The sequence below is a fragment of the Synechococcus sp. MIT2312 genome (assembly GCF_059772315.1).
In genome coordinates, this window is the sequence record NZ_CM186281.1 from 817836 (window position 1) to 841907 (window position 24072).

Below are 24072 nucleotides of genomic sequence, written 5' to 3' on the forward strand. Positions count from 1 at the left end.
CTGGTGGGGACAATGAGCCAAACAGACCTGTTCTCTCACTGGTGTTCTCGAGCTGATGGTCTCGAGCTGATGATCCGGCAGAACACGTCATTCTGACTTGGAGCGACAGCAGCGCACGTGGAGTGCTGCGCTACATCGCGCTCAGCGATTCTGTTGATCACAATCAAAACCACTTGCGCAACCCGAGACGTTGGCCAGCACCACTTCAGCTGAACAGCAGCTGCTACTGATTCACCCAATCGGCGTTGGCTTGTCTTCGCGGTTCTGGGATCGATTCGAAGCTTGCTGGCAAGGCGGAAACAACACAGCAGCTCTGCTGACTCCCGATCTACTCGGTTGCGGAACGGCACCATGCCCAGCACGGCCACTCACACCTGAAGAGTGGGCTGAGCCGCTCATCCATCTGCTGCGCGAGCGAAACAACGGCCCTGCTGTTCTGGTCTCCCAAGGAGCCTCGTTGCCCATAGCACTGGCGGTTGTGGCCAAGGCGCCAGAGATCGTGAGCGCCTTGGTGGCGATCAGCCCACCAGGCTGGCTGGTACTCAAGCAGGAGTTCCCCCAAAGAAGAGCGCGTTGGCTCTGGCGATTGCTGTTTGGTGGACCGATCGGCAACTTGTTTTACCGCTATGCGCGGCGGCGCAGATTTCTAGACACCTTCTCTAGAAAAAATTTATTCGCCCGGCCTGAAGCGGTCGATGACGAATGGCTTGAAATGCTCAATCAGGGATCACGAGCGATGGACACCCGCTGGGCGGTGTATTCGTTCCTGGCAGGGTTCTGGCGACGGGACTGGGAACCGCAGCTGACCGGACTGAAGATTCCGGTTCAGATCATCTTTGGAACCAAGGCAACCGGCATTGGTTCATCAAAGGACTGGGATGATCTCGACGAGCGGCTGGGCACCTACAAAGACAAAATGCCCAAGGCTTCGATCAGCACGATCCCTGGCAGAAACGTTCTTCCTTATGAATCCACAGAGGAGTGCGTCAGCAGCGTCAGTGAATGGCTCGCATCGATCTAACAACGCCGGCCAAGTGCCAGCGAGAACAACGGTGAGCTTCAGCGAACGCCTCGAGGCTCAGAAGAGGTGAGTAGAGCCAGTAGACAGATGATCCACTGATGCATCGCAGCTGACCTCACAGAAGCCGCTCATCTGTTAAAAAGCACTGCTCAAGGCCCCGTTTAGATGCCCGTTGATGTCACGGCGATTCTGGTTTCATCCAGCTTCATGGGAGCAGGGCTGGCCTTGGCCAAATTCTTCCCCGAATCCTCACTGCTAGCTGCGTTCTTCCTGGGAGGCCTAGCGCTTGTCAACATTGGGCTTTCGCTCGCTGGCTAGACCATTGACACCATGGATTCCGAGCCAGGCATGCATCGCCAGCTTTTCAGGAGTCAGATTCAGGGCGGATGGCATCGGGTCGGGAGATGTTGCGATCCCTGGAAGCACTGCAGAGCAGGTCTCCTAAGTTCTGGATGCGGTGGATTCCTATATCCCAACAGTTGAAACGCTCAGCTGCGGCCACAGGCGAAAGCTGTTAGTTCTCCAATCAACAGTTCAAGTGAATGCTCTTTTCAGATCCGAGAGAGACAGGAAGCGAAGATCGCTTTGCCCCTGAATTGACAAGCGCGTCATGCACTTGGATCTGAGGGAACAGTGGATCTCAGATCCCCGGAGGTGCCGACCGTGCTCAGTGGAGGCTGTAATACCAACTGGCTCTGTCTCTGTCAGCGACACACATGGCTTGCGGCAGACAAGGCCGCACACGCCTCTGCATGCATGCACAGGCGTGTGTGCTTTGATACCTTGAAGGGTGACATGAGAGGCAAGTCGAGCAGCCGACTCATGTGCGCTGGGGAGAGGGAGACGTCACACTCCCTCTTTCCGCAACGTCAACGTTTTGGCGGAGAGCAAGCCATCCACCCGATGTTCTGCAGGTCTGTCCACAACTCAACGCCGAGGCGATGGAGCATCCGCTGCTGGCGGACTGGATGTCCGAGGACAGGAGACCAGCGAAAAGTGCTCAGCACTACGAACTGAGGGTCCTCTGTCGAGGCGTCGGGCTTGATGTGAATGAACAGACCCTCCTGAGAATTCACAAGCCATGCCCCAGCTTGAGGAAGCTGATCGCTCCCAGCGACGTCAGGATGATCATTGAACATCATTGAATCTGACGAGAGTCAAAAACTCCGCAGCTGAGTATTACAGCTGAAGGGACGGAACCTGGGAATCCTCCATCGGAATGGGCGCCTCCACCGGCACTTGCTTGATCCCCTCTTTGACTGCCGTTGCCGTGATGAAGCCACCAATGACCACAACAGCCAGACAGCTCAGACCAGCCAAAACTCCAATGAACACGATCACTCTGGTCGTCATATCAATAGACAAGTCCTGGACAGGGCTGGACGGCATGGCGTGCAGTTCCAATGCCTCTGTTCTGGCCCTTCATCAACACTGACGCAAGCCGGTCCGGCGCTTCGTTGACGAAGAAGCAATCCAAAGGTGCTACTCCAGTAATGAAACAAGCATCAGCAATCGAGGATTCCCGGGAGTGAGCGACAGATCCTGACACCCAATCATGGCGGGGATCCAGGTTGGTTTCGATGCTTGAATCAAGCTGGAGCTAACAGCAATAGGTTGCCATGAAGGGGACCTGAAACACCACAAAGCATCAACAATTTCAGGGCAAAGACCGATGCCAGCACTCAATTTCGAAGGGGACTATGGCAACTCTTATCGAACGAGTATCCGCGATTCAGTACCGGGGTATGACGTACTTCACGAAATCGCGCTCGCAACAGTTCACAGCATGTCTTCTCAGGCGAAAAGCGTACTCGTGGTGGGGCCTGGACCAGGCGAACAACTGCCAGACTTACTGAAAGCCTGTCCAAACGCAGAGCTTACTGTGCTGGAACCGAGCGAACGAATGCTCTCGCTCTGCAGGGAAGTGATCAGCAGCGATCCTGGACGGGAACGATGTGTCTTGATTCAGGGAGAACTCGAACACAACATGGTGCAAACTCTCAATCTGAACGGCTGGGATCTTGTGGTGTGTCACAACGTGCTGCACCTTTTTGAGGAGAAGAAACAAGTGCAGCTATTGCGGCTGCTGGCGCAATGCACAGGCCTCAATGGTTTACTACTTCTGAGCGGATACAGCGAGCCGTCTGACCCAAGCACAACGGAACAGCTCATGGAGATAGGCCTCCAGCGTCTTCGAGACCGTGATCTCAACGAGGATAAGGTCAGTGCCATACGAAACAGCCGGAACAGGGTTGTGTTTTCGGTGGATTCAAACCAGGTGTCAACAGTGCTGACCTCTGAAAAGCTGACACCTGCTCTACAGCTCTATCAGGGCCTTTTCATAAAACTCTGGGCCTCCAGACGACAGGAAAGGGTTGACTGCAGCTCCTGCATTTGAATCTGTTATGGAATGAAAGAAGGGCTTTTTCCTCCTGATCTGAAGTACCAATGACCTTATCGCGATCATCAATATCCACAAGAACAAACCGGTGACCATCCAGTTACGAATCACTATTAACAATCAAAACCCTACAAGAAATCCCAAGGTAGGTTGCAAAGCATTGGAGGATTACAGTCGAGGGAATTCGGACTTAACAGCAGTATCTTTCTCTCAACGGCATCACAATTCAAATCCGCGAAAAGTCGCAAGGTCTTGGCAGGATGGTTACGGAGTCCAGATGGACTCAGAGAATGATCCTCAAAGACCAGCAGGCACGAGCTCTAAGTTGACATTGTCCCAAAGGATGAGAGAAAAGCACGACGGAATTTGATGCAGGTATAGAGGCTGTACGTCCGCTAACAGATGAAGATTCGCATTGTGGCAGTCCCGGAGCCGATAATTAGGAATCCTTTCGGAAAGGTGATGAATATGATGATAAGCAATATCTGCAGTGAACCAATTCAAGATTGCAGGTAACTGAAGAAAGGATGAACCTTCAATAGCTCCTTTGAAATAACTCCAATCCTGCTCATCACTGGCGTAGGAGCCCGGAAAATTATGTTGAACGAAGAACACAGCGATCATCAACGCGGCACTGGAGCTCATCACACAGATATAAAGAAGCCAGAAATGCCAGTGGCCGATCGATTGGCCTATCAAAAACCAACAGGTAAAAAGGATGGAAGTATTTGCGATTGTGTCATAGACCTCACCTCTTGTGTAAAAAAAGCTTGACTGATGGTTGTTAATGATCGAGAAAATATTGGGAAATTTACCTTTTGAGATTGCAATAGCTGCTTTTTTGAGACTGACGAAAAAGCATTCGAAAAAGCCTAGAAAGAGGGCGAACCTGGGTTTGAGAATAAGGTAATAAAAACCTCCAGGGAATAACAGTAAAGGATGCCTCAAAATTCGATAGAAAGCCTTCTCTTTTGATTTCTTCGATTCATACTGCATCCGTGTCGTCAAAGCCGATGGACCTCTGTAACGATCCCAATTGCCATTGTATTTGTGGTGAAAAGCATGACCTCTTGACCATGGATGATGAGGAATCCCATGGATAATGCTGAGCAAAAACGCAACACAGAGATTCATTCGCTTGGAACGGAACAGGCTTTGATGCCCGCAATCATGCATTAAGGAGAAACTTCGACTCATCAACAGAATGATGAGCAAAAAGAAAACGGGAGTAATCAACATCGACATTAAATTGATCGATGTTGTTACTACGGATAATCCGTAGGAACAGAGAACTAAGGGAATAACAGTATTAACAATCTGCCAGGCAGCGATGCGATTATCGCTGGCCATGTAAGACTTGAGATCAAAATCAACGCGTCGAACAGGTCTTGATTTCGGGGCGCGCGTAGTAGAACTATTCAAATGGATGTTGCATCTTGGTTTTCTGTCTCAAGAGAAACTCGTTGGTAATTTATCGAAAATCCCGCACCAGGGTCGGATCATTTGGTCTAGAGAAGGACACTTCATGGACCGATGGGGTCACCAGTGGACAGATTCCAGTGAGGGCAGGCCGGTCCGCCTGAGCTGCAGCTGCGCAACTGGCAGTGGCACCAGCCGTTCTGAGTGGCGCTACCAGAAACGCTTGAGCCGCGAAGGACGAACAGCCGCAAGAGTCAAACCACCCATCTCTTGGTCGCCATCGACCGATCACGAACTGACAACGGCCCTGTAACCAGACAGATCGCAAATATCAGACCATGCTGGAGGGACAGGCTGGAAGGGCATGCTGCAAATGGTCTTGAGAACAGTCAGCGTGATCGTGGTTGCAGCCGCAGCACTGATCTCGGGCCTTGGGCTTGCTCAAGCGTCAGATAACGAAGGTGAACAGAGGGAACTGGACGACATTCGGACACAGGAATGCAGCAATGAGCGAAACGATGCCTGGGGCGATGCATCACCCCAACAGCTTCGACGCGACAACTGCCAGCCGTGACGACGCTCACCAGAGCAGCGATTGCCGCTCCTGGAGCAAACAACTGAGCGAGGGCAGGTGCAAGCTGAATCTTCCACCTCTTTACCGCTTTGAGACCTGTTCACGAGATGCAATGCCGATAAATTGGCTGCAGATATCGGGATTCGATGGATTCGCTCGATCTTGAAGTCGTGAATGTGCTCTTCTTTCAACAGATGATTGAGGCTGTCGAAGGAGAACAATGGGATGAAGCTGCGATGGCTCTCTACAAGTTGTACGCCATTGAAGAGGGAGAACGTTTCAGTGATCTCACAGCTGATTCCGAAGAACTGAATGATTCCATGGAATCTGCAGCTGCTTAAAGTCCGCATCTCTAAAGAACTCAAGCGATCCGAAGAGTCCAACAACCGTTCCCGGCAAAACACTCTGGCCTTGTGCTTACGATTTGTCGAAAATAAAAAAGTCGTCAACGCAATCAAACAACATCGCATTGACGAATACATCAGCATAATTCAATAACTGACCGATGCAATGGCAAATACATTGAGTTAACATCACCGGGGTTTCTCAAACATCGGGCACGTTAAATATTAATCCGAATCACTCTAGGCCTGGAGCAAGCATCACAGCCTGCGTCATCATTACCTGATTTTGAAAACCGGAATCACCTGAATACAATTACTCAATCAAAAACTCTTCCCTTATTGATCTTGCATCTTGGATCCGTTGCTCACGAGCGAGTTGTCGCAGTCGAGAATCGAGCCAATCTCGCAAACGAACAGTTTTATGAGAGATGTTCAGAAGATGGTCGGATGGCTGATTGTCTTCGTCGAGGATCATCAATCGATAGGAACTTATTGAATCAGCTTAAGGAGCAGGTTCCATCTCCGCGGGACAAATCGCAAGATTCAAACGATCATCTCACTCGGCTGATCAAAAGACATGCCATGAAAGCATGGAAGACGAGTGAATCAACCATCACGCATCATGCTGATGGAGCTTATGGAGCTTTTCAACAATTGTTTTCTGCAGTCGATCTTTTTTAGATGAGAGCCAAGCGCTCACAGTAGCTTTCTCTTCAGAAGTGAGATTCATTTTTTGCACATAATCCTTGGTCGCGTCCCAGACAAGAGTCCCAAACTCTTTGGAATGCTTCAGCCTTTCAGCAACTCCTCCATGAAGATCATCCTCATCAAGAAGGGGATGAGATTCCACAATCGCCGTCACATCAACAATTTGAGGATCCGAATTTTCCGACATCTGGACATGACCGCACTCATCCAATACTTAGCAAGCTCTGCAACCGAATGCACATAAGCATCACAATAAGCTGCTCAACGAGACCAAACAGTGAATAAACAATGCAAAGACATAGGGCAAAGAATCACCTGATGGGTTCTTCACGCTGCAGGACCATATTCGGAAAGCTCAGCAGCAGTAGGACTCATGGCCTTAGCCAACACAAGCAAGTCAGTGGCCAGACCATGCTCGCCTTCACGCAAAAGCAGACGCCTTAGACAAATGACATCCCCGTAGTCAGCAGCGGCTGTGCCGTTGATCAGGCCACGGGCGGTGCCGCGTGCAACAGCCAGTTGAAGCGTCATGCTCATAGTTCCAGGCTGCTTCAGACCCAGGAGTTAGTCGCTGTAACCCCCTACAAAGCTCCTTAATTCAGGATTGTTCCATAAAGCAGCACCGGAAAAGAGCAGATAACAGCTCTGCCTCAAGGCACAACCAGTTGCACCGACTGAAAAGCCCGCCATCAGGACAAAACTGTCAACAGATCCAGCATGAATTCTCAAACCAATCAACAGCTGATCTTTGACGACACCAGCGAAGCTCAAAGGACATCTGCATGAAGCTTGAATAAAAACAGCTCAATGTCGACAAGACAGAGGGCAAGTGCGGATAGAGGGGGGCTTCAAGAGACATTCTTCCAGATCACAACAGCTTTCAAGCCACAGCAGCTGTATCACATTGGCGAAAATTATGAAATGAAAAATGAAATCAGGGTCATCTCAAGCTTCTTGATCCTCAACTCAATCATCATTTCATCGGTAGTTCTTCTCTATATGAAGGGAGGTATGAGGTTTGAGAAGGTTTTCAGTCACCTGTTTGGCTAATTCATCCTTCAAAGACAAACTCGATCAACATGGACCAGTCAACTGGCTCTGAGCATTGAGGGGATTAATCAAATGCTCAATCGAAAGACACTCACCCCGATTTGGATCCAGACCTCAGCAAAAGGGATTAAACTGGTTAATAACACCATAACATTGGTCTGCCAACTCAACAGCCGTTAATTCTTCGAGACATGCTTCTTGCCAATGGTCTTTCGAGTCTTGAAACCTGTGTCCAGACCTTCAAAAGTAGCGTGATTTCGATCAAGATTCTCTTCACCTCCGACCCAGAAATGAACAAGACACTTATTATACTGTAAAGCTATAGAACTTAAAAAATCCTCTTAAAAAAGTAAGTGTTACCATTAAAAATTAACTTGTAAAAGTCATGCCGAATTAGATCATTCCAAAGTTGCGTTGAATTGGCCTCCTTCAATAATTTTTTAGGAAGACATCCCTTAGCAACGCCACACCAGTCCTGAACAAACTGCTGCAAGACGCCATCATCGTCACCCTCGTACTCAGCGAAGAATGAATCTGCAAAGTTGTTTTCCGTTTCAATACCGTAGCTTCCAAGGATCAAGATAAACTTGTCAATCTCTGGTTCCCTCAGCACGAAGGACGTTCTCTGGCAGATCAGATCGACAAGGGCTTGAACGACTAAGCTCTTTGATTCATACCAGTTTGACAAATTAGCCATCACACCACCTAACAATTTTCAGATCTTCTTTTCCTTCCTTGAGAAGTTCAACAGCAAAATCATTAAACCATGCCACAAATTCGAGTGAGTAACATTCTCCATGAGGTGTTCTCGTATAAGCACCGCTTGAAAAGTCTAATCCATCTTTTGTAATAGAAAAAGCTTCAGCGTGGTGAATATAAATTGCATAAGCATACCTTTCAAGACTCTCTTCTCTATCACTGGCATTCAAGCTACAATCATCAATCCAACATTCAATATTATCATCAGGGATCATGCGGAGTTGGTATTTATCAACCAACCTGCTCGAAACAAACAATAATCCTGAGTGTTGAGAATCATTCCAGTAGAAGCCACTTTCAAATCTTGAATAATCTTTGGCGTGCTCAATCAGATCATCTTTGATGGAATAGAACTTTTCTTCCCATCTCCGATTGTCCTGTGGCTTGTGGCTTTGCATCGACCCAGATTAGACGATCATCAATCAAAAACAAGCAAAATCGCACGACTTAAGCTCGAGATAAATAGCAGCTCTGGGCAGCTCCAGAAAAAAGGAGTAGCGACCTACTACTCGCCAGGTCGGTCATCATCCGTTCAAGGATGACCACAATTCCTAAAAATAGCGCAGCTGGTATTGCGTGAAATGAATATGCGGTTTACCCACCCTCACTAATAAAACGTATCTTCATCAACATCTGGAATCAGCACAGGTTCGAATCCCTGCCCTTGGTGGGCGGGCAATCAGATCAGCAAACTGGAATCATCAGCTCTCTCCTTCGTCAAGCTCATCAAAAACAACGCATCGATGAGGATTGTCGGCAGCGAAGCGGATCGACATCTGTTGGATGTTCTGCGTTTCGTCTGGCAATCCTCTGTATGAAATTCCCTTTGTGAAAGAGCCTAGCGTCATTGAATCGGGCGTTTTCTTCAGCTCTGTGCAATGCTCTGAGAGGTTTTTAACTGCTTCTTCCTCAGAAGCTGCTTTGACCTTCCAGAGCACATCAACTTCAACAGGTGTGGTGATCAGATAAGCAGGACTCATGCATTTTCAACAGACCTATGAAGTGTGCGTCGACTGAGTTGCGTTGTCAGGTGATCAATGCTGCTACACCATGCAGATCCGCGTAACGACCCCGATCGTTCTTGATCCCAATACGACGATTTTCGGGACAGTCCTGGAGTCTACGATCAAGCAATTCATCGCTGCCATCGCAAAGGAACTCAGGCTTCGACGGTATAGCCAAGACACAGCAACACCAATCAACCAGAAACGCTGAGGCGCGACGTGTCGTGATCTAAGACAAAAGAAATGACGCAGCACAACCGACGCACTAGCATGCTAGTACTTAGGTACTATGGCATTGTGTCAGTCGATCACTTCAGTTCAGTCAAAGCTCCTGATGCAGGGAGGCCTGGGTTCCTGGATGTGAAACCTGGCATGACGGTGATCGTGAGGAGTGACGAGCGACCTGGTGGAGCCCAAAGCAAGGACTGGTGGATGGGACAAGTGATCCACTGCGGCGGAGCTGCTCGTGACCCAAGCATCCACAACCTTTTTCAAGTGGCCGATGTGGATTCAGGGGTCATTCGTTGGATCAACGCAGACCTGGTGACTCACATTCTTCCTGACTCTTGAAGGACAGGTCGTCAAGCAGATGCACAGGATGTTTCACCCTTGCAAGAAAGGACACAAGGACTGAGCCCAACCCTGCTTGATGAGAAGTGCTTCTCCTTGAGGGATGAACGAACTTGATCATGAATGCTGATCTGAAGAACAAACTCACCACTGCGACAAATAGAAATGATGCTCAGAATCCGATAGAGAAACCAGATAACACAATTACGATCAAAAACACAGTGGAATACTATTCACTGGAGATTGTATTAAGCCGCCATGAAATTACAGCATTCGATCGAGTCGTTGCAAGTCTTAAGTGATTCAATCCATTACTCAACACCCAGGATCACTGCTAGGATTACTGCAGGAATAATGGCAACAATGGTCAAACCGATGGACATAAAGAAAGAAGTTAAAACTGAAAACTCTTGTTTCTTTTCTTCGATCGCCAGATATCTCATATAGGGAAATAAGCATCCATAAAGCAAGCTCAACAAGAAGCCACCAGTGCTGGGCAAATCATTATTGAGGAGACTGGCGAAGACAACGCTTAATGAAAAAATAATCGCGATCCAGTAAAAATATGACCACTCACGGATCTGGCAGCACACGACTCCTGGGAACCAGAAGGCAATCCAAGAAAACCCACCTGGAGATTTCCAAGGCTGCAGTGTATTCACCCTGATTCCAGAACTATTGTGAAATTGAATATCAAACCATCCACTTCTTTTGAGCGTATAACCTTCCTTGATCAGAGAATCAATTCTGTCGAGCCGCTTCTGCATTGGCGGAGAAACAGACGACTGGTTATACAAGGCATTTCAATCATTAAATCAATTATCCACTCGATGTAGACTTTGTCTACAACCAATTGTCAAATCTTCAGATAGCTTAGCTTTTCAAACGCTCATCCTTAAGAATGCTGACTTTCTCTTGGTTCGTGAAGTTCCCTTCACTGGAATCATTAAACTCATCTTCCTTTTGGCGCAGCAGTTCAAGCTGAGATACTCTATTAGCCTATTGAACAGCCAATCAACAAACTCTAAAGCTAGTGAATCAACAAGAATTCCTTCCAGAGTCCATGACGCTTTATCCCAGCAAAATCAAGTGGATTCTGGTGTTGCTGGTCAGCAAAGTCTTTATGATATTGGGCATCTCCCAGACTGGCGATCACAACACTGAAACATTACTCGGACTGCTCGCATGCGTTATCGGCGGATTCGGAATTCTGATCTGCATATTGACGCTTTGGCCAGGAAGTAGCTGGTTAAAGCTAGGTCCGGATGGCATACGAAATAGAATAATGTTTCGAAAGTTTCATTATCGCTGGAGTGACATCAATCGTTTTGGGATCACGACTGTGCAGCATGGAGCAGGATTATCCAACAGCAAAACGGAGTTTGTGAGCTTCTGGATGAATCATGATGATCAGATGCGTTCACTGAGTGAGTGTTATGGAAAGAAACCCGAACAACTCGTTGAAATCCTGGAATCTTATTGGAATCGGTATGGTTGAGCAATGATCAAATCTTTCGTCGGTAGTAGATAAACGAGGATTTGTCTCTAATCTGTTGACATGAAATACCTCAGCCTCGTTGGAGCCCTGCTCCTTACAGCATCACCGGCATACTCACTCGACTATTCCAAAGAAATCAACAAGATGTGTTCTCCAAACGAGACAACCCAGAATGCTTGCGGCTTTATGTCGTTCGGATCAGCGATGGCAGTTGTATGCACGCTTAAATCCAGGGGATTCATTAGTGAGGCCGGAATAGAGCTTGTTAAAGAAACATTGTTTACTGATGATGCTGTCAACCAGCCAGGATTTATTCAAGCGATGGATGAGTGGACAAAACTAGGCTGTTCGTTATGAAGAGCCAATCCTCCTTGGTGCATTACTCCTTCCACATCGCCTGCGGTTGAAGAGATTAAAATGTTGGGTTTTTCAAGAGTGCATCAGCGTACAATGCTCTCAATTTAAAAGCGATGAATTACATTCAATCTGCGATTAGACAAGCACATAACCTACTCCTGATGAGGGTGTTGCTCGGTAAACTGAAAAAGCCGGATCGTTGATAGCTGGATTGAGTCAAGAAGGAATGATGATGAAGCTCATAAGATTCTGAGGCTGTCAATCAAGGGAAGAGAGAATCTTGCCACCTGTAGACCAGATTCTGGTTGCTCAGAGCTTCAAGAATGAAATAGATCATGAAATTCCCAATCCCCCGATAAGACTGGGATTAGAAGCGTGAGGAACTTAACGAATGACACCTCTTCCGCCCTGATAAAGGGGAAGGACGTTCCACCCTTGTTCCACCATCAGTTCCCAATGGTGACCAGCGCCTGCTTGTTCTTCCACCACACCCAGTCGCGAATTGGTGGCGTGTTGCGCAGCTCTTCACGCGTTAGTCCAAGTTTGAGCTTCTGTGAAGCTCCGAGCAGCACATCCAGCATCTCCTCTCCATCGCTACACCGAGCCAGCGCCTGATTTGTTTTCTTGGCACCGTCGAGTGCCTTGACCAACAAAGCCACTCGGCGGAAAGGGGAAAGAGAACGGGGATCCATATCCAGAGCTCTTTGGCGTCTCACCGTAATCACATTCGCTGACAGCTCTGGTTCACACAGTCAGAATCGAGTGATCGAAGCGCTCGAAATGGCGTCCCCTCGGGGCCATCACTGGGTTATCGGTGACGTACATGGATGTCACAAGGCCCTGCTTCGCCTGATTTCAGTGCTTCCGCCCGAAGATCACCTGGTGTTTTGTGGCGATGTGATCAATCGGGGGCCTGGAATCGCCGCATGCATCAATCTGGTGTGGAAATTGGTGGCCAGCGGTCGAGCCACCTGGTTGCGAGGAAACCACGAGCAACGTTTGGTGGAAGGTCTTCAATCCATCTCAGCGAAGGGGAGACATGATCTGCTCACAATCGAGACCTACCGACAACTGGGTGACGCGCTGACGCGGGAATGGCAACAACGCCTGAGCGCACTTCCTTTGGTGTATTTCGGAGATGGATGGGTCGCCACCCATGCCGGCTTTGATGAACAGGGTCAGCCAGACCTCAATGTGCGCGAATCCTTCTGGGAAAACTACGACGGTCGCTATGGAACCGTGGTGGTGGGCCATACGCCCCGACCGGCAGTGGAGCATCGCGGCCAGATCGTGATGATCGACACAGGCGCGGTCTACGGCGGTCTGCTCTCCGCGTTCTGTCCAGAAACTGGAGCAGTGGTGCAGGTGATCGGAGAGCCCACTGACAGGGCAACGCCCGCAGACCGTCATGAGCTCATCGCAGAAGTACCTTGCTGAGGCTTTACCGCAGCAACCGAGCGGAATTGCTCGCTGAACTTCTGGCGCAGGAACTCAGACTTGAGCCTCCTGGTCCTTTTGAACAGATCGAGGTGGTGGTCAACACCTGGCCAACCAGCCGTTGGCTCGGAGAACAGCTGGCCAGGGTGAATGGGATCAGTGCACTGGTGCGCTTTCCATTCCCTGGCAGTCGCCTGCGGCAGCTTGTGCAGACCGTACTCAGCGATGCGCCTGCGATCGAAGATCCATGGAGAGCGGAGCGTCTGGTCTGGCACGTCCTGGAGGTACTGCCGAACCTGCTTGAAGACGAGTGCGCGTCAAACCTCCGGGAATGGTGGGATCTCCATGGCGGTCGACAGGAACAACTGAATCGTGACCAGTGGCAACTGGCCCGCAGCCTGGCTGATGCAATCGACGATTACGCCCTCTACAGGCCAGAGGAGCTCGCTGACTGGCTGGCAGGAGGAGCAGGCGATCAACTCCCGGAGAGCCTGCGATGGCAACCTTGTCTGGTCCGTGCTCTGGCAGCGCGGTTGCCATGCAGACCCTTCGGCTTGCAGGTGCAACAGGTGATTGAACGACTTCGCAACGGCGAAGACCCTGCACTGCCCCTGCCACCACGCCTACGCCTCTTCGGCGTCAGCAATCTGGCCCCGGTCCAGATCAATTTGTTGCAGGCCCTGGCCGGACGCATCAGCGTTGATTTGTTTTTACTCACACCCTGTCCTGACCTTTGGCAGCGGTCGCAGCGACGACGCAGGCAACTGGGTGAAGACTGGACCAACTCCCCCGATGGCTCCTGGCTGATTGAAGCTCCCCGCCTGGAGGGAATCCTGGGCCGCATGGGTGCCGAATTTCAGTTGCTGCTGGAGGGAAGCGGCGAATGTCTGCTGGGCAGCTGGGAACAGGGCGACCTGTTCGCTGATCCCACAGTGATGAGAACGACAGAAGACTCACCGGCGTCTCTGCTGGAACAGCTGCAACGTCAGCTTGCGAGCAGCGAATCGGACCAATCAGCTCTGTCACTGGAGCAAGGCGATCATTCGCTGTTATTCATGGGCTGTGCAGGTCCCTGGCGAGAAGTTCAGCTTGTACGTGATCGCATCCTCAGCTGGATGGCCGCTGATCCAAGCCTGCAGCCCAGGGATGTTCTGGTGATGACTCCCGATGTGGAGCGCTATGCACCACTGCTGGCTTCTGTCTTTTCCGATCGGGATGCCACGGGTGTGGACCTGCCCTGGCGGTTGACCGATCGAAGTCAACAAAACTGTCCTGGACTTCAACAGGCTTTCATGACCCTGTTGCGCTTGAGCTCTGATCGGCTCACCGCAACCGGTCTGGAGGCACTGCTTGGCAATCCGGCACTGCAAAGCCTGAAACAGCTGACATCGCAGGACGCGATGGCAATCACCGATGCACTGCAGCGCAGTGGCTTTCGCTGGGGGTTGGATGCAGCTGAACGCAACGGAGATGACACCAATAGCTTGCGCTGGTGCCTGGATCGCTGGCTGCTGGGTCTGGCATTGCCGGAGGAACCGGGACTGGCCGTTGATTCCTGTGCCCCCGCGCTCACTGATCTGAGCCTGCAGCAACTCGAGGTGTGGTGGCCACTGCTGGATCAAGTGGCTGGGTGGATCTCTCAGTTGCGTTGCGGTGCTACCTGCCCTGAATGGGTGGATCGGTTGCGCAGGCTGCTTCTGGAGATTTTCAACGATGGTGGCAACTGGGACTGGGAGCTGCAGGCCATTCATGAGTGCCTTGAGACCTGGCGGCTTCAGGCCAATGACTGCTCGCTGGAACTGGATATTGCTGTTGTGATCAGCGTGCTGGAGGAAGCGCTCTCCACGGAAAGCGGCCGCTTCGGACACCGCAGCGGCGCCCTCACGATCAGCGCCCTTGAGCCGATGCGAGCGATCCCACACCGCGTGATCGTCCTGATGGGCCTTGATGCCTCCTCCTTCCCAAGACATCAGGAGCGTGCAGGCTTTCACCTGCTCGAACTACAACGTCGACTCGGTGACCCCAGCAGTACGGACCAGGATCGGTATGTACTGCTTGAGGCACTGCTCTCAGCACGACAGCATCTGCTGATCAGCTGGAGTAGCCGTGATGAGCGACAAGGCGACAACCTGCCGCCATGCCCACCGGTTCAACAGTGGCTGAGTCTGCTTGCAGAGCAGCTCGAGACTGATCAAATGGACCGGCTGCTGATTCACCCTCCTGCCAATCCTCTTGATGTCGCCAATTTCATGGCGACACCACAAGGAGACGCGATCAGTTGCGACCGCAGGCTGTTAGACGCACGGCGCAATCTCGATGCGCAGATCGGGGGAAATCAGGCACAACATGATCTGGGCCTGGCTTTACCGCTTGTTTGGCAGACTCCAACAACAACGGATGCAGCCTCACCCATCAACGCGGAGGCGATCGAACGACTGGAGCTCTGGCTGCAGGCCCCCCAAAAGGAATGGTTGAAACGTCAGGGCATCGACGCGGCTGAATGGTCTGATCCTGTCAACGATCTTTCCCCTCTATCGCTACCGGAGTTGGACTGTCATCAGTTGCTCAACCAGCGATTCTCAGAACAGCTCGATCTGCTGGCGCACGATCCCCAAGCCCGTTGGGACGTTCAGGAGACGGAGGACTGGATTGCCCGCAGCTGCGGGCAAGGCCTCATGCCTCCTGGCGCTGCTGCTGAACTGGAGGACAATCGCCTGGAGCGACGCTGGCAAAACCTCCAAAAAACTGTTCTGAGCCTTGGGCCTCTGCGCTTGCAGCAGCAACAGGCCTCCCAGCATTCAGCCTTTTTGATGGCAGGCGAAACCGCTGTTCAGATCAGCACATCAAGGCTGAAGTCACGCTCTCTGCTGCAGAGCTGGCTGAGGCACCTGCTTGCCCAACGGGATGATGCTGGCTGCAACACCGCTGTGGTGTGCCGACAAGACGGCAGTGCAAAAGCCGATCAATTCCACATCGCCATGCGTTGGAGAGCGCTGAACCCCCGGGAGGCTGATCACGCCATCCAAGCTCTGCAAAGTCTGGCGCAGCAGGGAGCTGAGCTGTGCTGGCCGGTCCCACCGGACAGCGGCCTGGCCAGGGCATTGGCCTGGTCCAAGGGGGAGGCAGCGGCGGATAAGGCCTTTATGAATCGTTGGCAGGGGGGCTTCAGCGGCTGGGCCGAACGGGATCGGCCCGAGCAGAAAGTCTGCTTCGGCAGCCACTGCGATGCCGAGTTGCTGTTAGGCCTTGAAGGCTTTGAAGCCGCCTTTCAGGCGTTATACCAACCGTTGCTCGAGGCACGGTGCTGATGACGATGGCAACGGCTAGCAGCACGAGACGATTCGACGCCAATACCTACCCATTAACGCCGGGCGTTCGACTCCTGGAGGCGAGCGCTGGAACAGGAAAGACCTTCGCCCTGGCCCACCTCGTTCTGCGACTGGTGACGGAACAAGGATTGAACCTCGATCAACTGCTGGTGGTGACCTTCACGGAAGCCGCGGCCGATGAATTGCGCGACAGGATCGGACGCCGACTTGACGCCGCTCTGCAGGGCCTGCTGCACAAGGAACGGAGCAGCACCCTGTTGCCTGAAACAGATGCAGTCCTGCAGAACTGGCTTGAGCAGCACGGACAGGACTCCCAGCAACGCAGGCTGCTGGCCAGCCGACTGCTCGAGGCCCTCGAAGCCCTTGAGCGAGCCGACATCACCACGATCCATGGATTCTGCCGCCGCAGCCTTCGCCGGCAAGCGCTTCAGAACGGTCAGGCCATCGATCTTGCCCTTGATGATGATCCTCAGACCCTGACTGTCCAGGTCGCCCATGACCTCTGGCGAGAGGAGGTTCTTGAACTCAAGCCGGGACACGTTGCAGGACTGCTGCAAGCAGGCCTGTCGCCCGAAGCACTCGCTTCAGCCCTTCAGAGGCTGGATGGTGATTGTGCGGTGCACATTGCTGAAGATGCGGAGTCGATCACGCCTGAGCAAACTCTTTGTGAGGTGTTTGAGGGTTGGCTGCAGAGCCGCTGGGAGCACTTCCTCGCTAGCTGGAACAGCGGGGGAGCGGCTCTGGAACAAGCCCTTCGAGACTGCGCCGCCGAATGGCGCAGCCTCGGTTGCACCGACACCAAACCCTTTAGTGCCCGCCCCAGGAAAGACCGGAGCAAGGAGCTCGACACCTGGACTGACCACATCAGCAAGACCTGTGGACATTCGATGCACTACGTCGAAGTGCGCAACCAGGTACTTCTCGGTGGTTATTTCCATCCAGGCAGCTTTCAGAAAACAGCGCGGTCCTGCGCTGAAGCTGAACCCAGCCTTGCTTCAGCCGCAGTGCAGACCGCCATCGCCGACCTCTGGGACGGACCAGCCGAACAGACCTGGCGCCACCTGCTAATCAAAGGGCTGAAACAGCTCCACGAGCGGCGCAGTCAACGCGGGGTTGTTGGCTTTTCGGGGCTGCTGGACGCACTCGACCCGGCTCAGTCAGATGCAGCGGAAGCTTGGCTGACTCCTCTGCGGGCACGGTACCGAGTGGTTCTGATCGATGAGTTTCAGGACACCGACCCGCTTCAGTGGAGACTGCTGAGAACCGCTTTCTCGACACCGAACCATCTGCTGCTGATGGTCGGGGACCCTAAACAGGCGATCTATCGCTTCCGCGGCGGAGATCTGAACACCTATAAAGCGGCACGGCGTGATGCGGACTGTATTGACGACCTGCTCGACAACCGCCGCACAACACCACTGCTGATGCAGGCCATGAATCAGCTGATGGCTCCTGGACTGCTGCTCTCCGAACTCTCGGTGCCTGAGGTGACGCCAAGATCTTCCGCACAACCTCTGCCACTGCTCGAGGGAAGTGCATCACTCCAGATCCACGACATCAATCCCGATGACGACGATGGAACCAGCAGCCGTACATCTCTGGAGGAGCGGATTCCCCGGATCACAGCCGGCCTGATCCTGCGCACCCTGAGACAAGATCCAGGCCTGGATCCCTCCGAATTCTGCATCCTGGTCAGCAGGCATCGCCAGGCCGAAGACATCCGCGCAGAGCTGGCAGCGACCGGACTGCCGAGCCGCCTTGTCAGTCAGGGAGATGTCTTCAGCAGCCAAGGAGCCTCGGATCTACAGACATTTCTTGACGCACTCGCACGGCCTGCCCACGCCGGCGGATTACGACAGCTAGCCGTGTCCTCACTCCTGCAGTGGAGAAGCGATGAACTGGCAGACGCCGATGACAACGGTCAGCTGGATCAGCTGGCCTCTCAGCTCCAGCAGCTCACCATCGAGCTGCCCAAGCTAGGACTGATGGGTTGCCTGGCACGTCTGATCGATGGGCAGACCGTGGCCGATCTATCAAGTCGCGGCCGCTTGCTTGGTGACCTTCAGCAATGTGCACGACTCGTGCAGGACACGATGCACCGTCAGGGCTTGGATGCTTCAAGTGGTGCCGACTGGTTGCGACGCCAGCGCCTTTACCCTCCAGACACGATCCCGGAACAGCGTCAGCCCTTCAGTGATCTAGCCGAAAGTGCGGTTGCTGTTGTGACTGTTCATCGCAGCAAAGGTCTGCAGTATCCGGTGGTGATCTGCCCCTATTTGTGGGAAGCGGCCTCTCCTGGGAAAGGGCCACTGTGGCGTGTGCCGGCAGGGGACGAATCCGGCAGCTGGCGCGTAGCGCTGAACCCGCACTGGGGACTGGGACATACAGCCAGCCAATGCGATGAACTGGAACGTCGAGCTGAAGCGGAACGTCTCGCCTACGTCGCGATGACACGGGCTGAACGCCATCTCGTTCTGTTTCAGGCCAGGGCAGCTCGGCAGGAGGGCAATCCACTCGCACCATGGCTGGAGCAACTCGCTGACCCACCGGGTCCCTTGATCAGCCTGCACCGAGCTGACGTCGACCCTGTGAGCGAGCAATGGCACCCCCGGGTGGTTGAACGAAATCTGCAATGTGGTGCCGTGCCAGATCATGCTTTTGACCGCAGCTGGGGGCGCAGCAGCTACTCGGCCTGGATCTCAAGCCACGGCAATGCGAAAGCCACCAGCCCAGACCCGCGCAACCTTGAGGAAGGACGCGATGTGGATGCCCAGACCGGTGCAGATACCGAAAGCCCCACATTCAGCGATCAAAGCGAACCGATGGATCCCAAGGACAGCCCGTTGGGAGCATTTCCCAGAGGTGCAGCAGCCGGTGATTGCCTGCACCGCATCCTGGAGCAGGTCCCATTTGATCAAGACATCGAACAGGACAACAACCACGCTCTGGTGGAGCGGGAACTGACGCGGTCCGGCCTGGAGACCGACATGGCGGATGCAGTCCTCGAGGGCCTGGAGACACTGATGCAGGCCCCCTTTGGAGGGCCACTCGGCAATCTGCAACTGAAGTCATTGCACAGTCGACGGCGGTTGCATGAACTCAGCTTTGATCTGCCTGTCGCACATCAGGGCAGAGCGGTCCAGCCCAAGCAACTGGCGCGGGCCTTTCGCGTTGAACCCGATTGCCGATTCGGTGAACGCTACGCCGATTCACTGGAAGATCTGGAGTTTCTGAGCCGAGGTTTTCTCACTGGCTCCATCGATCTGGTCTTCACTGACGGCGACGATCCCGCCACTGCTCGCTGGTGGGTTGCGGACTGGAAAAGCAACTGGATCGGCGAAAGAGACGCGGACGGTCGTCCATTGCACTGCGGACCGCGTCACTATTCACAAAGCGCCATGGAGGAGCAGATGTATTTGCATCACTATCCATTGCAAGCCCATCTCTACCTTGTCGCCCTGCATCGATTCCTGCAGTGGCGACTCGACGGCTACCAGCCTGCGCGACATCTCGGCGGATACGCCTACGTCTTCCTTCGTGGCGTTTCCAAATCTGGCGGAAGCGGCGTAATTCTTGAAGCAGCACCTCTGCAACGCCTCCACGCGCTCGACTGTGTTCTACGAGGTGAGGATTGATGGATCCCCACGATCGGACAGCGACCTCATCGGCTCTGAGCAGAGGAATGATGTCGATGCTGCTGCGCCGCTATCCACCTCCGGCGGAGTTCGGCAACAACGAGCTCAGTGCTCTAAAAGATCTTGTGCAGGCGATGACCCAGGCTCTCGGCCAGGGGGAGATGAGCATCGATCTGGGCAGCAGCAACCAGAAACCGAGTGAGCTGGAGGCCGATGGCTGGCCCGAGACGCACCGACGGGTGATTGAGGCCAGCGGCTGGTTGCAACAAGAGCCTGTGCTGATGGTGATGGAAGGGGATCGCCTGCTCTGGCGACGTTGGCATCAGGGCATGGAGGAGCTGGAGCAGACGCTGATCAAACGCAGTGCACTATCCCCTGTGGGCAAGCCAGAGGGACGTCGCAGCGGAGATGAGACCAAGCGATTGACGTCGGAACAGAAGTTCAATCCGGAGCAGCTTGCGGCGGTCAATGCGGTCAGTGATCACAGGGTGGTGCTGCTCAGCGGAGGGCCCGGCACCGGCAAAACCAGCACCGTGCGCGCCATGCTGATCCGGGCCATGGCGGATCGCGGAGACCTGCGCATTCATCTGGCCGCTCCGACAGGGAAAGCGGCACGGCGACTGCAGGATGCAATCCAAGGCGATCAACGCACAGCTGAATTGCCCTGCACCACATTGCATCGGTTGCTGCAGGCCAGACCAGGAGGCTTCAGCCGTCATCGCCGCAATCCACTCGCGCTGGATCTGCTTGTGGTTGACGAAGCGTCAATGGTCGACCTGACACTGGCCCAGGCACTGATGGATGCTCTGCCAGCCACAGCACAACTACTGCTTGTTGGTGATGCCAATCAGTTACCACCGATCGGAGTGGGTGCTATCTGGCAACACCTACAGAAGCCAGACCTGCAGCAGCGATTCGGAACTGCTGCTGTGCGTCTCCATCAGGTGTACAGAAACCGAGGAGACCTGGCTCGACTGAGCTCACTGTTGTGCCGTCAGGGGGCGGAAGCCTTCTGGAACGACCTCGCTGATCTCGACGACGCGGCCAACGTGCATCAACTGCTGCTTGAGTCTTCTCGGTTTCCAGCGACGGTGACCGATGCCGTCGATCAGCAGCTGGAAACCCTGAGGTTGGCGGCCAGCAACCTGGAGGTCAGGCCTGATGGATCGCCAGATCCCGAACTCGCTCATGCTCTTCTCGAGCGCCTCGATGCCTTGATCGTGCTCTGCCCGCGTCGTCGGGGGTTGTGGGGAGTGGACAGCCTTCACAGCCATTGGGTGTCGGGCAGTGATGCCCGTGACTGGCCTGAGGGGTTGCCTGTTCTCTGCAGCGACAATCAAATCGAACTGGGGCTTGCCAACGGCGACCTCGGGCTCTGCATCGGCAGCGGCAAAACACGCAGGCTGCTGTTCCGATGCAGTGATGACTCAGGCCACGGCGTGTATCGACTGCTGCATCCAGCCAGGGTCCGCCGAATCGAACCAGCTCTGGCTCTCACGATTCACAAAGCCCAGGGCAGCGAGGCTGATCAGGTGGTGCTGCTGTGGCCACCCTGCGATGACGCAGGCAACACAGCGCTTCTCTACACCGCCATAACAAGAGCTCGGCACCAACTGACCGTGGTGCGACTGGCATCCTCGAAGAGCAGCGGCATGCTGGGGGCGGTCGATCGTCAGGGGTCGGTGTGACGACACAAGTTGAGCGTCCCTGGGGCTGGTACGAGGAGCTGGCCGAAGGAGCCGGCTACAAAGTGAAGCGACTGCTTGTGAAGCAGAACGCACGTCTCAGCCTGCAACGCCACCAACATCGCAGCGAACATTGGGTGATTGCAGCTGGAAGTGGGTCCGTCTATTGCGATGGCACCTGGATGGACGCAGCGGTGGGCAACACCTTTGAGATTCCTGTAAGAGCCATTCACCGGGCCTTCGGAGGTCCCGGAGATCTTCTGATCATCGAGGTCCAACGGGGTTCAATTCTGCTGGAATCCGACATCGAACGACTGGAGGATGACTTCGGGAGGGTGATAACTTGACCATCCACCTTTGAAAAGAAGGCAAGCAATACAGCGCGGCACAACATGCCGATGGGACGTTGCAGGCCTGATTTGAAGGATCAATCAGGCAGACCGCCTTCATCGACATGACCCAGACGCAATCGCAGGCCGTTGAGCCCTGCGCAGTGGATCTCACTGTTTCAGAGCTTCCTGTAGCGACAGCCGAGGCCTCAGAACAGGATCTGTTCACCACCGTGATTGAACCGAGCGGGGACGACGAATCCGTTGCCGACCCAGGCACTGATCAATCCAATCCATCTGGCTTTGCTGGTTTCGGATTCAGCGAAGCACTGCTGAAGACCCTGGATGCAAAGGGCTACAAGGAACCATCCCCGATTCAAAAAGCGGCCATTCCAGAACTGATGCTGGGCCGCGATCTGGTCGGCCAGGCTCAGACCGGCACGGGCAAAACCGCTGCCTTTGCACTTCCGCTTCTGGAACGCCTTGAGGGGCGTAGCAATCATCCGAGGGTGCTGGTGCTCGCACCCACTCGCGAGCTGGCGATGCAGGTGGCCGACTCCTTCAAGGCCTACGCCGCCGGACATCCCCATCTGAATGTGCTGGCGATCTACGGGGGTTCCGATTTCAGATCGCAGATTCATGCCCTCAAGCGTGGTGTGGATGTGGTGGTGGGGACCCCTGGCCGGGTGATGGACCACATGCGCCAGGGGACTCTGAACACCTCGGGACTACGCAGTCTGGTGCTGGATGAAGCCGACGAGATGCTGCGAATGGGCTTCATCGACGATGTGGAGTGGATCCTCGAGCAACTGCCTGAAGAGCGTCAGGTGGTGCTGTTCTCAGCAACGATGCCGAATGAGATCCGTCGTCTCTCGAAGCGCTACCTGAGCGAACCAGCAGAGATCACCATCAAGACCAAAGACCGTGAAGCCAAACGAATCCGTCACAGGTCCATCACGCTGCAGAACAGTCACAAACTCGAGGCCCTGAACCGGGTCCTGGAGGCGGTGACCGGCGAAGGTGTGATCATTTTCGCCCGCACCAAGGCGATCACTCTCACCGTGGCTGAGTCCCTTGAGGCGTCAGGTCATGATGTGGCGGTTCTCAATGGTGATGTTCCGCAAAACCAGCGCGAACGCACGGTTGATCGACTGCGCAAGGGCACGGTGAACATCCTCGTGGCCACAGACGTGGCAGCCCGTGGTCTCGATGTGGACCGGATTGGGCTGGTGATCAACTACGACATGCCATTCGACAGCGAGGCTTATGTGCACCGCATCGGGCGCACAGGTCGTGCAGGTCGTACAGGCGAAGCCATCTTGTTCATCACGCCTCGGGAACGTCGCTTTGTCGGCAACCTCGAACGGGCGGTGGGACAGGCCATTGAACCGATGGACATTCCCAGCAATGCCGAAATCAACGAAAGCAGATTGAATCGGCTGCGTCATCGCCTCACTCAGGCTGCGGGAGCCGAAAGCAACGAAGAAACCCCGTTGCTGCAGGAGCTGATTCAAAGGGTGGGCCAGGAGAACGAGCTGAGCATGGAGCAGCTGGCAGTGGCAGCCTTGAAGCTTGCAGTGGGTGATCAACCACTGCTGGTGCACGGAGATGAAGGCTGGCTCAAGACACCCGCCCGAGCCGATCGTCGTGATGATCGCCGAGATCCACGCGGTCGCGATCGTCGCCGCGTCGATCGCGAGTCACGCCCACCTGAGGACAACATGATGCGCTACCGGGTTGAGGTGGGTTATCGCGACCGTGTCAAACCGGGTAACCTTGTCGGCGCTATCGCCAATGAATCAGGCCTGCAGGGGCGGATGATCGGAAGAATTCAGATCTTTGATGCGCACAGTCTTGTGGATCTTCCCAAAGGCATGCCTGAGGATGTGTACAACGCCCTTCGCAGACTGAAAGTCATGAACCGAGAGCTGCAGATCACTCCAGCCTCCTGA

The 24072-nt window shown here is 53.8% G+C and carries 24 protein-coding genes; 15 read left to right on the forward strand and 9 right to left on the reverse strand.

The window, feature by feature from the left end; all coding sequences use genetic code 11:
- Positions 1–190 precede the first annotated feature (190 nt).
- Together AC6EI9_RS04995 and AC6EI9_RS05000 are read left to right on the forward strand one after the other, a co-directional pair.
- Positions 191–1021 carry an alpha/beta fold hydrolase gene (locus AC6EI9_RS04995; protein WP_498469423.1) on the forward strand — a complete coding sequence of 277 codons (831 nt, stop codon included), beginning with the start codon at positions 191–193 and terminating at the stop codon, positions 1019–1021.
- An 824-nt stretch (positions 1022–1845) separates the two neighbouring features.
- Positions 1846–2166 carry a hypothetical protein gene (locus AC6EI9_RS05000; protein WP_498469424.1) on the forward strand — a complete coding sequence of 107 codons (321 nt, stop codon included), beginning with the start codon at positions 1846–1848 and terminating at the stop codon, positions 2164–2166.
- A gap of 34 nt (positions 2167–2200) precedes the next feature.
- Here the strand turns inward: AC6EI9_RS05000 and AC6EI9_RS05005 are convergent, their stop codons facing one another.
- Positions 2201–2374 (reverse strand): hypothetical protein, encoded by a 174-nt coding sequence (locus tag AC6EI9_RS05005; RefSeq protein WP_498469425.1) that lies wholly within the window; start codon positions 2372–2374, stop codon positions 2201–2203.
- A 433-nt stretch (positions 2375–2807) separates the two neighbouring features.
- Here AC6EI9_RS05005 and AC6EI9_RS05010 point away from each other — a divergent pair, with 433 nt between their 5' ends.
- The gene (locus AC6EI9_RS05010; RefSeq protein WP_498469426.1) at positions 2808–3419 is read left to right on the forward strand and encodes a class I SAM-dependent methyltransferase; all 612 of its coding nucleotides are present in this window, start codon (positions 2808–2810) and stop codon (positions 3417–3419) included.
- A gap of 300 nt (positions 3420–3719) precedes the next feature.
- Here the strand turns inward: AC6EI9_RS05010 and AC6EI9_RS05015 are convergent, their stop codons facing one another.
- Entirely contained in the window at positions 3720–4772 is a 1053-nt protein-coding gene (locus tag AC6EI9_RS05015) for a fatty acid desaturase (RefSeq protein WP_498469427.1), read from the reverse strand.
- A gap of 442 nt (positions 4773–5214) precedes the next feature.
- On the opposite strand from AC6EI9_RS05015, the gene AC6EI9_RS05020 reads away from it, so the two are divergent.
- Positions 5215–5415, forward strand: coding sequence for a hypothetical protein (locus AC6EI9_RS05020; RefSeq protein WP_498469428.1), 201 nt, complete (start codon positions 5215–5217; stop codon positions 5413–5415).
- A 146-nt stretch (positions 5416–5561) separates the two neighbouring features.
- Positions 5562–5756, forward strand: coding sequence for a hypothetical protein (locus AC6EI9_RS05025; protein WP_498469429.1), 195 nt, complete (start codon positions 5562–5564; stop codon positions 5754–5756).
- A gap of 616 nt (positions 5757–6372) precedes the next feature.
- Here the strand turns inward: AC6EI9_RS05025 and AC6EI9_RS05030 are convergent.
- The 5 genes from AC6EI9_RS05030 to AC6EI9_RS05050 form a co-directional block, all read right to left on the reverse strand.
- Positions 6373–6654, reverse strand: a complete 282-nt coding sequence (locus AC6EI9_RS05030) for a hypothetical protein (RefSeq protein WP_498469430.1) — start codon at positions 6652–6654, stop codon at positions 6373–6375.
- Positions 6655–6794: 140 nt separating this feature from the next.
- Positions 6795–6998, reverse strand: a complete 204-nt coding sequence (locus AC6EI9_RS05035) for a hypothetical protein (RefSeq protein WP_413328020.1) — start codon at positions 6996–6998, stop codon at positions 6795–6797.
- Positions 6999–7845: 847 nt separating this feature from the next.
- A complete protein-coding gene (locus AC6EI9_RS05040; protein WP_498469431.1) occupies positions 7846–8214 on the reverse strand; it encodes a hypothetical protein in 369 nt (122 codons plus the stop codon).
- Positions 8207–8674, reverse strand: coding sequence for a hypothetical protein (locus AC6EI9_RS05045; RefSeq protein WP_498469432.1), 468 nt, complete (start codon positions 8672–8674; stop codon positions 8207–8209). The genes AC6EI9_RS05040 and AC6EI9_RS05045 overlap by 8 nt, the downstream gene beginning before the upstream one ends.
- Before the next feature lie 303 nt (positions 8675–8977).
- Complete coding sequence (locus tag AC6EI9_RS05050; protein ID WP_498469433.1) at positions 8978–9256, reverse strand: hypothetical protein; 279 nt, start codon at positions 9254–9256, stop codon at positions 8978–8980.
- Between the two features lie 396 nt (positions 9257–9652).
- On the opposite strand from AC6EI9_RS05050, the gene AC6EI9_RS05055 reads away from it, so the two are divergent.
- A complete protein-coding gene (locus tag AC6EI9_RS05055; protein ID WP_498469434.1) occupies positions 9653–9850 on the forward strand; it encodes a DUF3104 domain-containing protein in 198 nt (65 codons plus the stop codon).
- 119 nt (positions 9851–9969) lie between these two features.
- Positions 9970–10152: a hypothetical protein gene (locus AC6EI9_RS05060; protein WP_498469435.1), complete on the forward strand. Its 183-nt coding sequence runs from the start codon at positions 9970–9972 to the stop codon at positions 10150–10152.
- A 9-nt stretch (positions 10153–10161) separates the two neighbouring features.
- On the opposite strand, the gene AC6EI9_RS05065 is transcribed toward AC6EI9_RS05060, so the two are convergent.
- On the reverse strand, positions 10162–10617 hold the full coding sequence (locus tag AC6EI9_RS05065) for a hypothetical protein (RefSeq protein WP_498469436.1): 456 nt from the start codon (positions 10615–10617) through the stop codon (positions 10162–10164).
- 296 nt (positions 10618–10913) lie between these two features.
- Between AC6EI9_RS05065 and AC6EI9_RS05070 the strand changes: the two genes are divergently transcribed.
- Together AC6EI9_RS05070 and AC6EI9_RS05075 are read left to right on the forward strand one after the other, a co-directional pair.
- Positions 10914–11348, forward strand: a complete 435-nt coding sequence (locus tag AC6EI9_RS05070) for a hypothetical protein (RefSeq protein WP_498469437.1) — start codon at positions 10914–10916, stop codon at positions 11346–11348.
- Between the two features lie 60 nt (positions 11349–11408).
- Entirely contained in the window at positions 11409–11705 is a 297-nt protein-coding gene (locus AC6EI9_RS05075; RefSeq protein ID WP_498469438.1) for a hypothetical protein, read from the forward strand.
- Positions 11706–12151: 446 nt separating this feature from the next.
- Here AC6EI9_RS05075 and AC6EI9_RS05080 read toward each other — a convergent pair whose 3' ends face one another.
- The gene (locus tag AC6EI9_RS05080) at positions 12152–12364 is read right to left on the reverse strand and encodes a hypothetical protein (RefSeq protein ID WP_498469919.1); all 213 of its coding nucleotides are present in this window, start codon (positions 12362–12364) and stop codon (positions 12152–12154) included.
- Positions 12365–12485: 121 nt separating this feature from the next.
- Here AC6EI9_RS05080 and AC6EI9_RS05085 point away from each other — a divergent pair, with 121 nt between their 5' ends.
- From AC6EI9_RS05085 to AC6EI9_RS05110, 6 genes are all read left to right on the forward strand, one after another.
- A complete protein-coding gene (locus tag AC6EI9_RS05085) occupies positions 12486–13142 on the forward strand; it encodes a metallophosphoesterase (protein ID WP_498469439.1) in 657 nt (218 codons plus the stop codon).
- The gene (locus tag AC6EI9_RS05090) at positions 13136–16450 is read left to right on the forward strand and encodes an exodeoxyribonuclease V subunit gamma (RefSeq protein WP_498469440.1); all 3315 of its coding nucleotides are present in this window, start codon (positions 13136–13138) and stop codon (positions 16448–16450) included. Before AC6EI9_RS05085 ends, AC6EI9_RS05090 begins: the two co-directional genes overlap by 7 nt.
- On the forward strand, positions 16450–20106 hold the full coding sequence (locus AC6EI9_RS05095; protein WP_498469441.1) for a UvrD-helicase domain-containing protein: 3657 nt from the start codon (positions 16450–16452) through the stop codon (positions 20104–20106). Before AC6EI9_RS05090 ends, AC6EI9_RS05095 begins: the two co-directional genes overlap by 1 nt.
- Positions 20106–21794 (forward strand): ATP-dependent DNA helicase, encoded by a 1689-nt coding sequence (locus AC6EI9_RS05100; RefSeq protein ID WP_498469442.1) that lies wholly within the window; start codon positions 20106–20108, stop codon positions 21792–21794. The genes AC6EI9_RS05095 and AC6EI9_RS05100 overlap by 1 nt, the downstream gene beginning before the upstream one ends.
- Positions 21791–22138 carry a phosphomannose isomerase type II C-terminal cupin domain gene (locus AC6EI9_RS05105; protein WP_498469443.1) on the forward strand — a complete coding sequence of 116 codons (348 nt, stop codon included), beginning with the start codon at positions 21791–21793 and terminating at the stop codon, positions 22136–22138. The genes AC6EI9_RS05100 and AC6EI9_RS05105 overlap by 4 nt, the downstream gene beginning before the upstream one ends.
- 107 nt (positions 22139–22245) lie before the next feature.
- Positions 22246–24072: a DEAD/DEAH box helicase gene (locus tag AC6EI9_RS05110; protein ID WP_498469444.1), complete on the forward strand. Its 1827-nt coding sequence runs from the start codon at positions 22246–22248 to the stop codon at positions 24070–24072.

Coding starts and splice junctions, on each gene's coding strand:
- AC6EI9_RS05070 (WP_498469437.1), top strand. CDS start 10,914: ATGACGCTTTATCCCAGCAAAATCAAGTGGATTCTGGTGTTGCTGGTC.
- AC6EI9_RS05100 (WP_498469442.1), top strand. CDS start 20,106: ATGGATCCCCACGATCGGACAGCGACCTCATCGGCTCTGAGCAGAGGA.
- AC6EI9_RS05065 (WP_498469436.1), bottom strand. CDS start 10,617: ATGCAGAAGCGGCTCGACAGAATTGATTCTCTGATCAAGGAAGGTTAT.
- AC6EI9_RS05075 (WP_498469438.1), top strand. CDS start 11,409: ATGAAATACCTCAGCCTCGTTGGAGCCCTGCTCCTTACAGCATCACCG.
- AC6EI9_RS05095 (WP_498469441.1), top strand. CDS start 16,450: ATGACGATGGCAACGGCTAGCAGCACGAGACGATTCGACGCCAATACC.
- AC6EI9_RS05055 (WP_498469434.1), top strand. CDS start 9,653: ATGACGGTGATCGTGAGGAGTGACGAGCGACCTGGTGGAGCCCAAAGC.
- AC6EI9_RS05110 (WP_498469444.1), top strand. CDS start 22,246: ATGACCCAGACGCAATCGCAGGCCGTTGAGCCCTGCGCAGTGGATCTC.
- AC6EI9_RS05005 (WP_498469425.1), bottom strand. CDS start 2,374: ATGACGACCAGAGTGATCGTGTTCATTGGAGTTTTGGCTGGTCTGAGC.
- AC6EI9_RS05040 (WP_498469431.1), bottom strand. CDS start 8,214: ATGGCTAATTTGTCAAACTGGTATGAATCAAAGAGCTTAGTCGTTCAA.
- AC6EI9_RS05015 (WP_498469427.1), bottom strand. CDS start 4,772: ATGGCCAGCGATAATCGCATCGCTGCCTGGCAGATTGTTAATACTGTT.
- AC6EI9_RS05010 (WP_498469426.1), top strand. CDS start 2,808: ATGTCTTCTCAGGCGAAAAGCGTACTCGTGGTGGGGCCTGGACCAGGC.
- AC6EI9_RS05050 (WP_498469433.1), bottom strand. CDS start 9,256: ATGAGTCCTGCTTATCTGATCACCACACCTGTTGAAGTTGATGTGCTC.
- AC6EI9_RS05025 (WP_498469429.1), top strand. CDS start 5,562: ATGGATTCGCTCGATCTTGAAGTCGTGAATGTGCTCTTCTTTCAACAG.
- AC6EI9_RS05060 (WP_498469435.1), top strand. CDS start 9,970: ATGAATGCTGATCTGAAGAACAAACTCACCACTGCGACAAATAGAAAT.
- AC6EI9_RS05030 (WP_498469430.1), bottom strand. CDS start 6,654: ATGTCGGAAAATTCGGATCCTCAAATTGTTGATGTGACGGCGATTGTG.
- AC6EI9_RS05020 (WP_498469428.1), top strand. CDS start 5,215: ATGGTCTTGAGAACAGTCAGCGTGATCGTGGTTGCAGCCGCAGCACTG.
- AC6EI9_RS05085 (WP_498469439.1), top strand. CDS start 12,486: ATGGCGTCCCCTCGGGGCCATCACTGGGTTATCGGTGACGTACATGGA.
- AC6EI9_RS05045 (WP_498469432.1), bottom strand. CDS start 8,674: ATGCAAAGCCACAAGCCACAGGACAATCGGAGATGGGAAGAAAAGTTC.
- AC6EI9_RS05035 (WP_413328020.1), bottom strand. CDS start 6,998: ATGACGCTTCAACTGGCTGTTGCACGCGGCACCGCCCGTGGCCTGATC.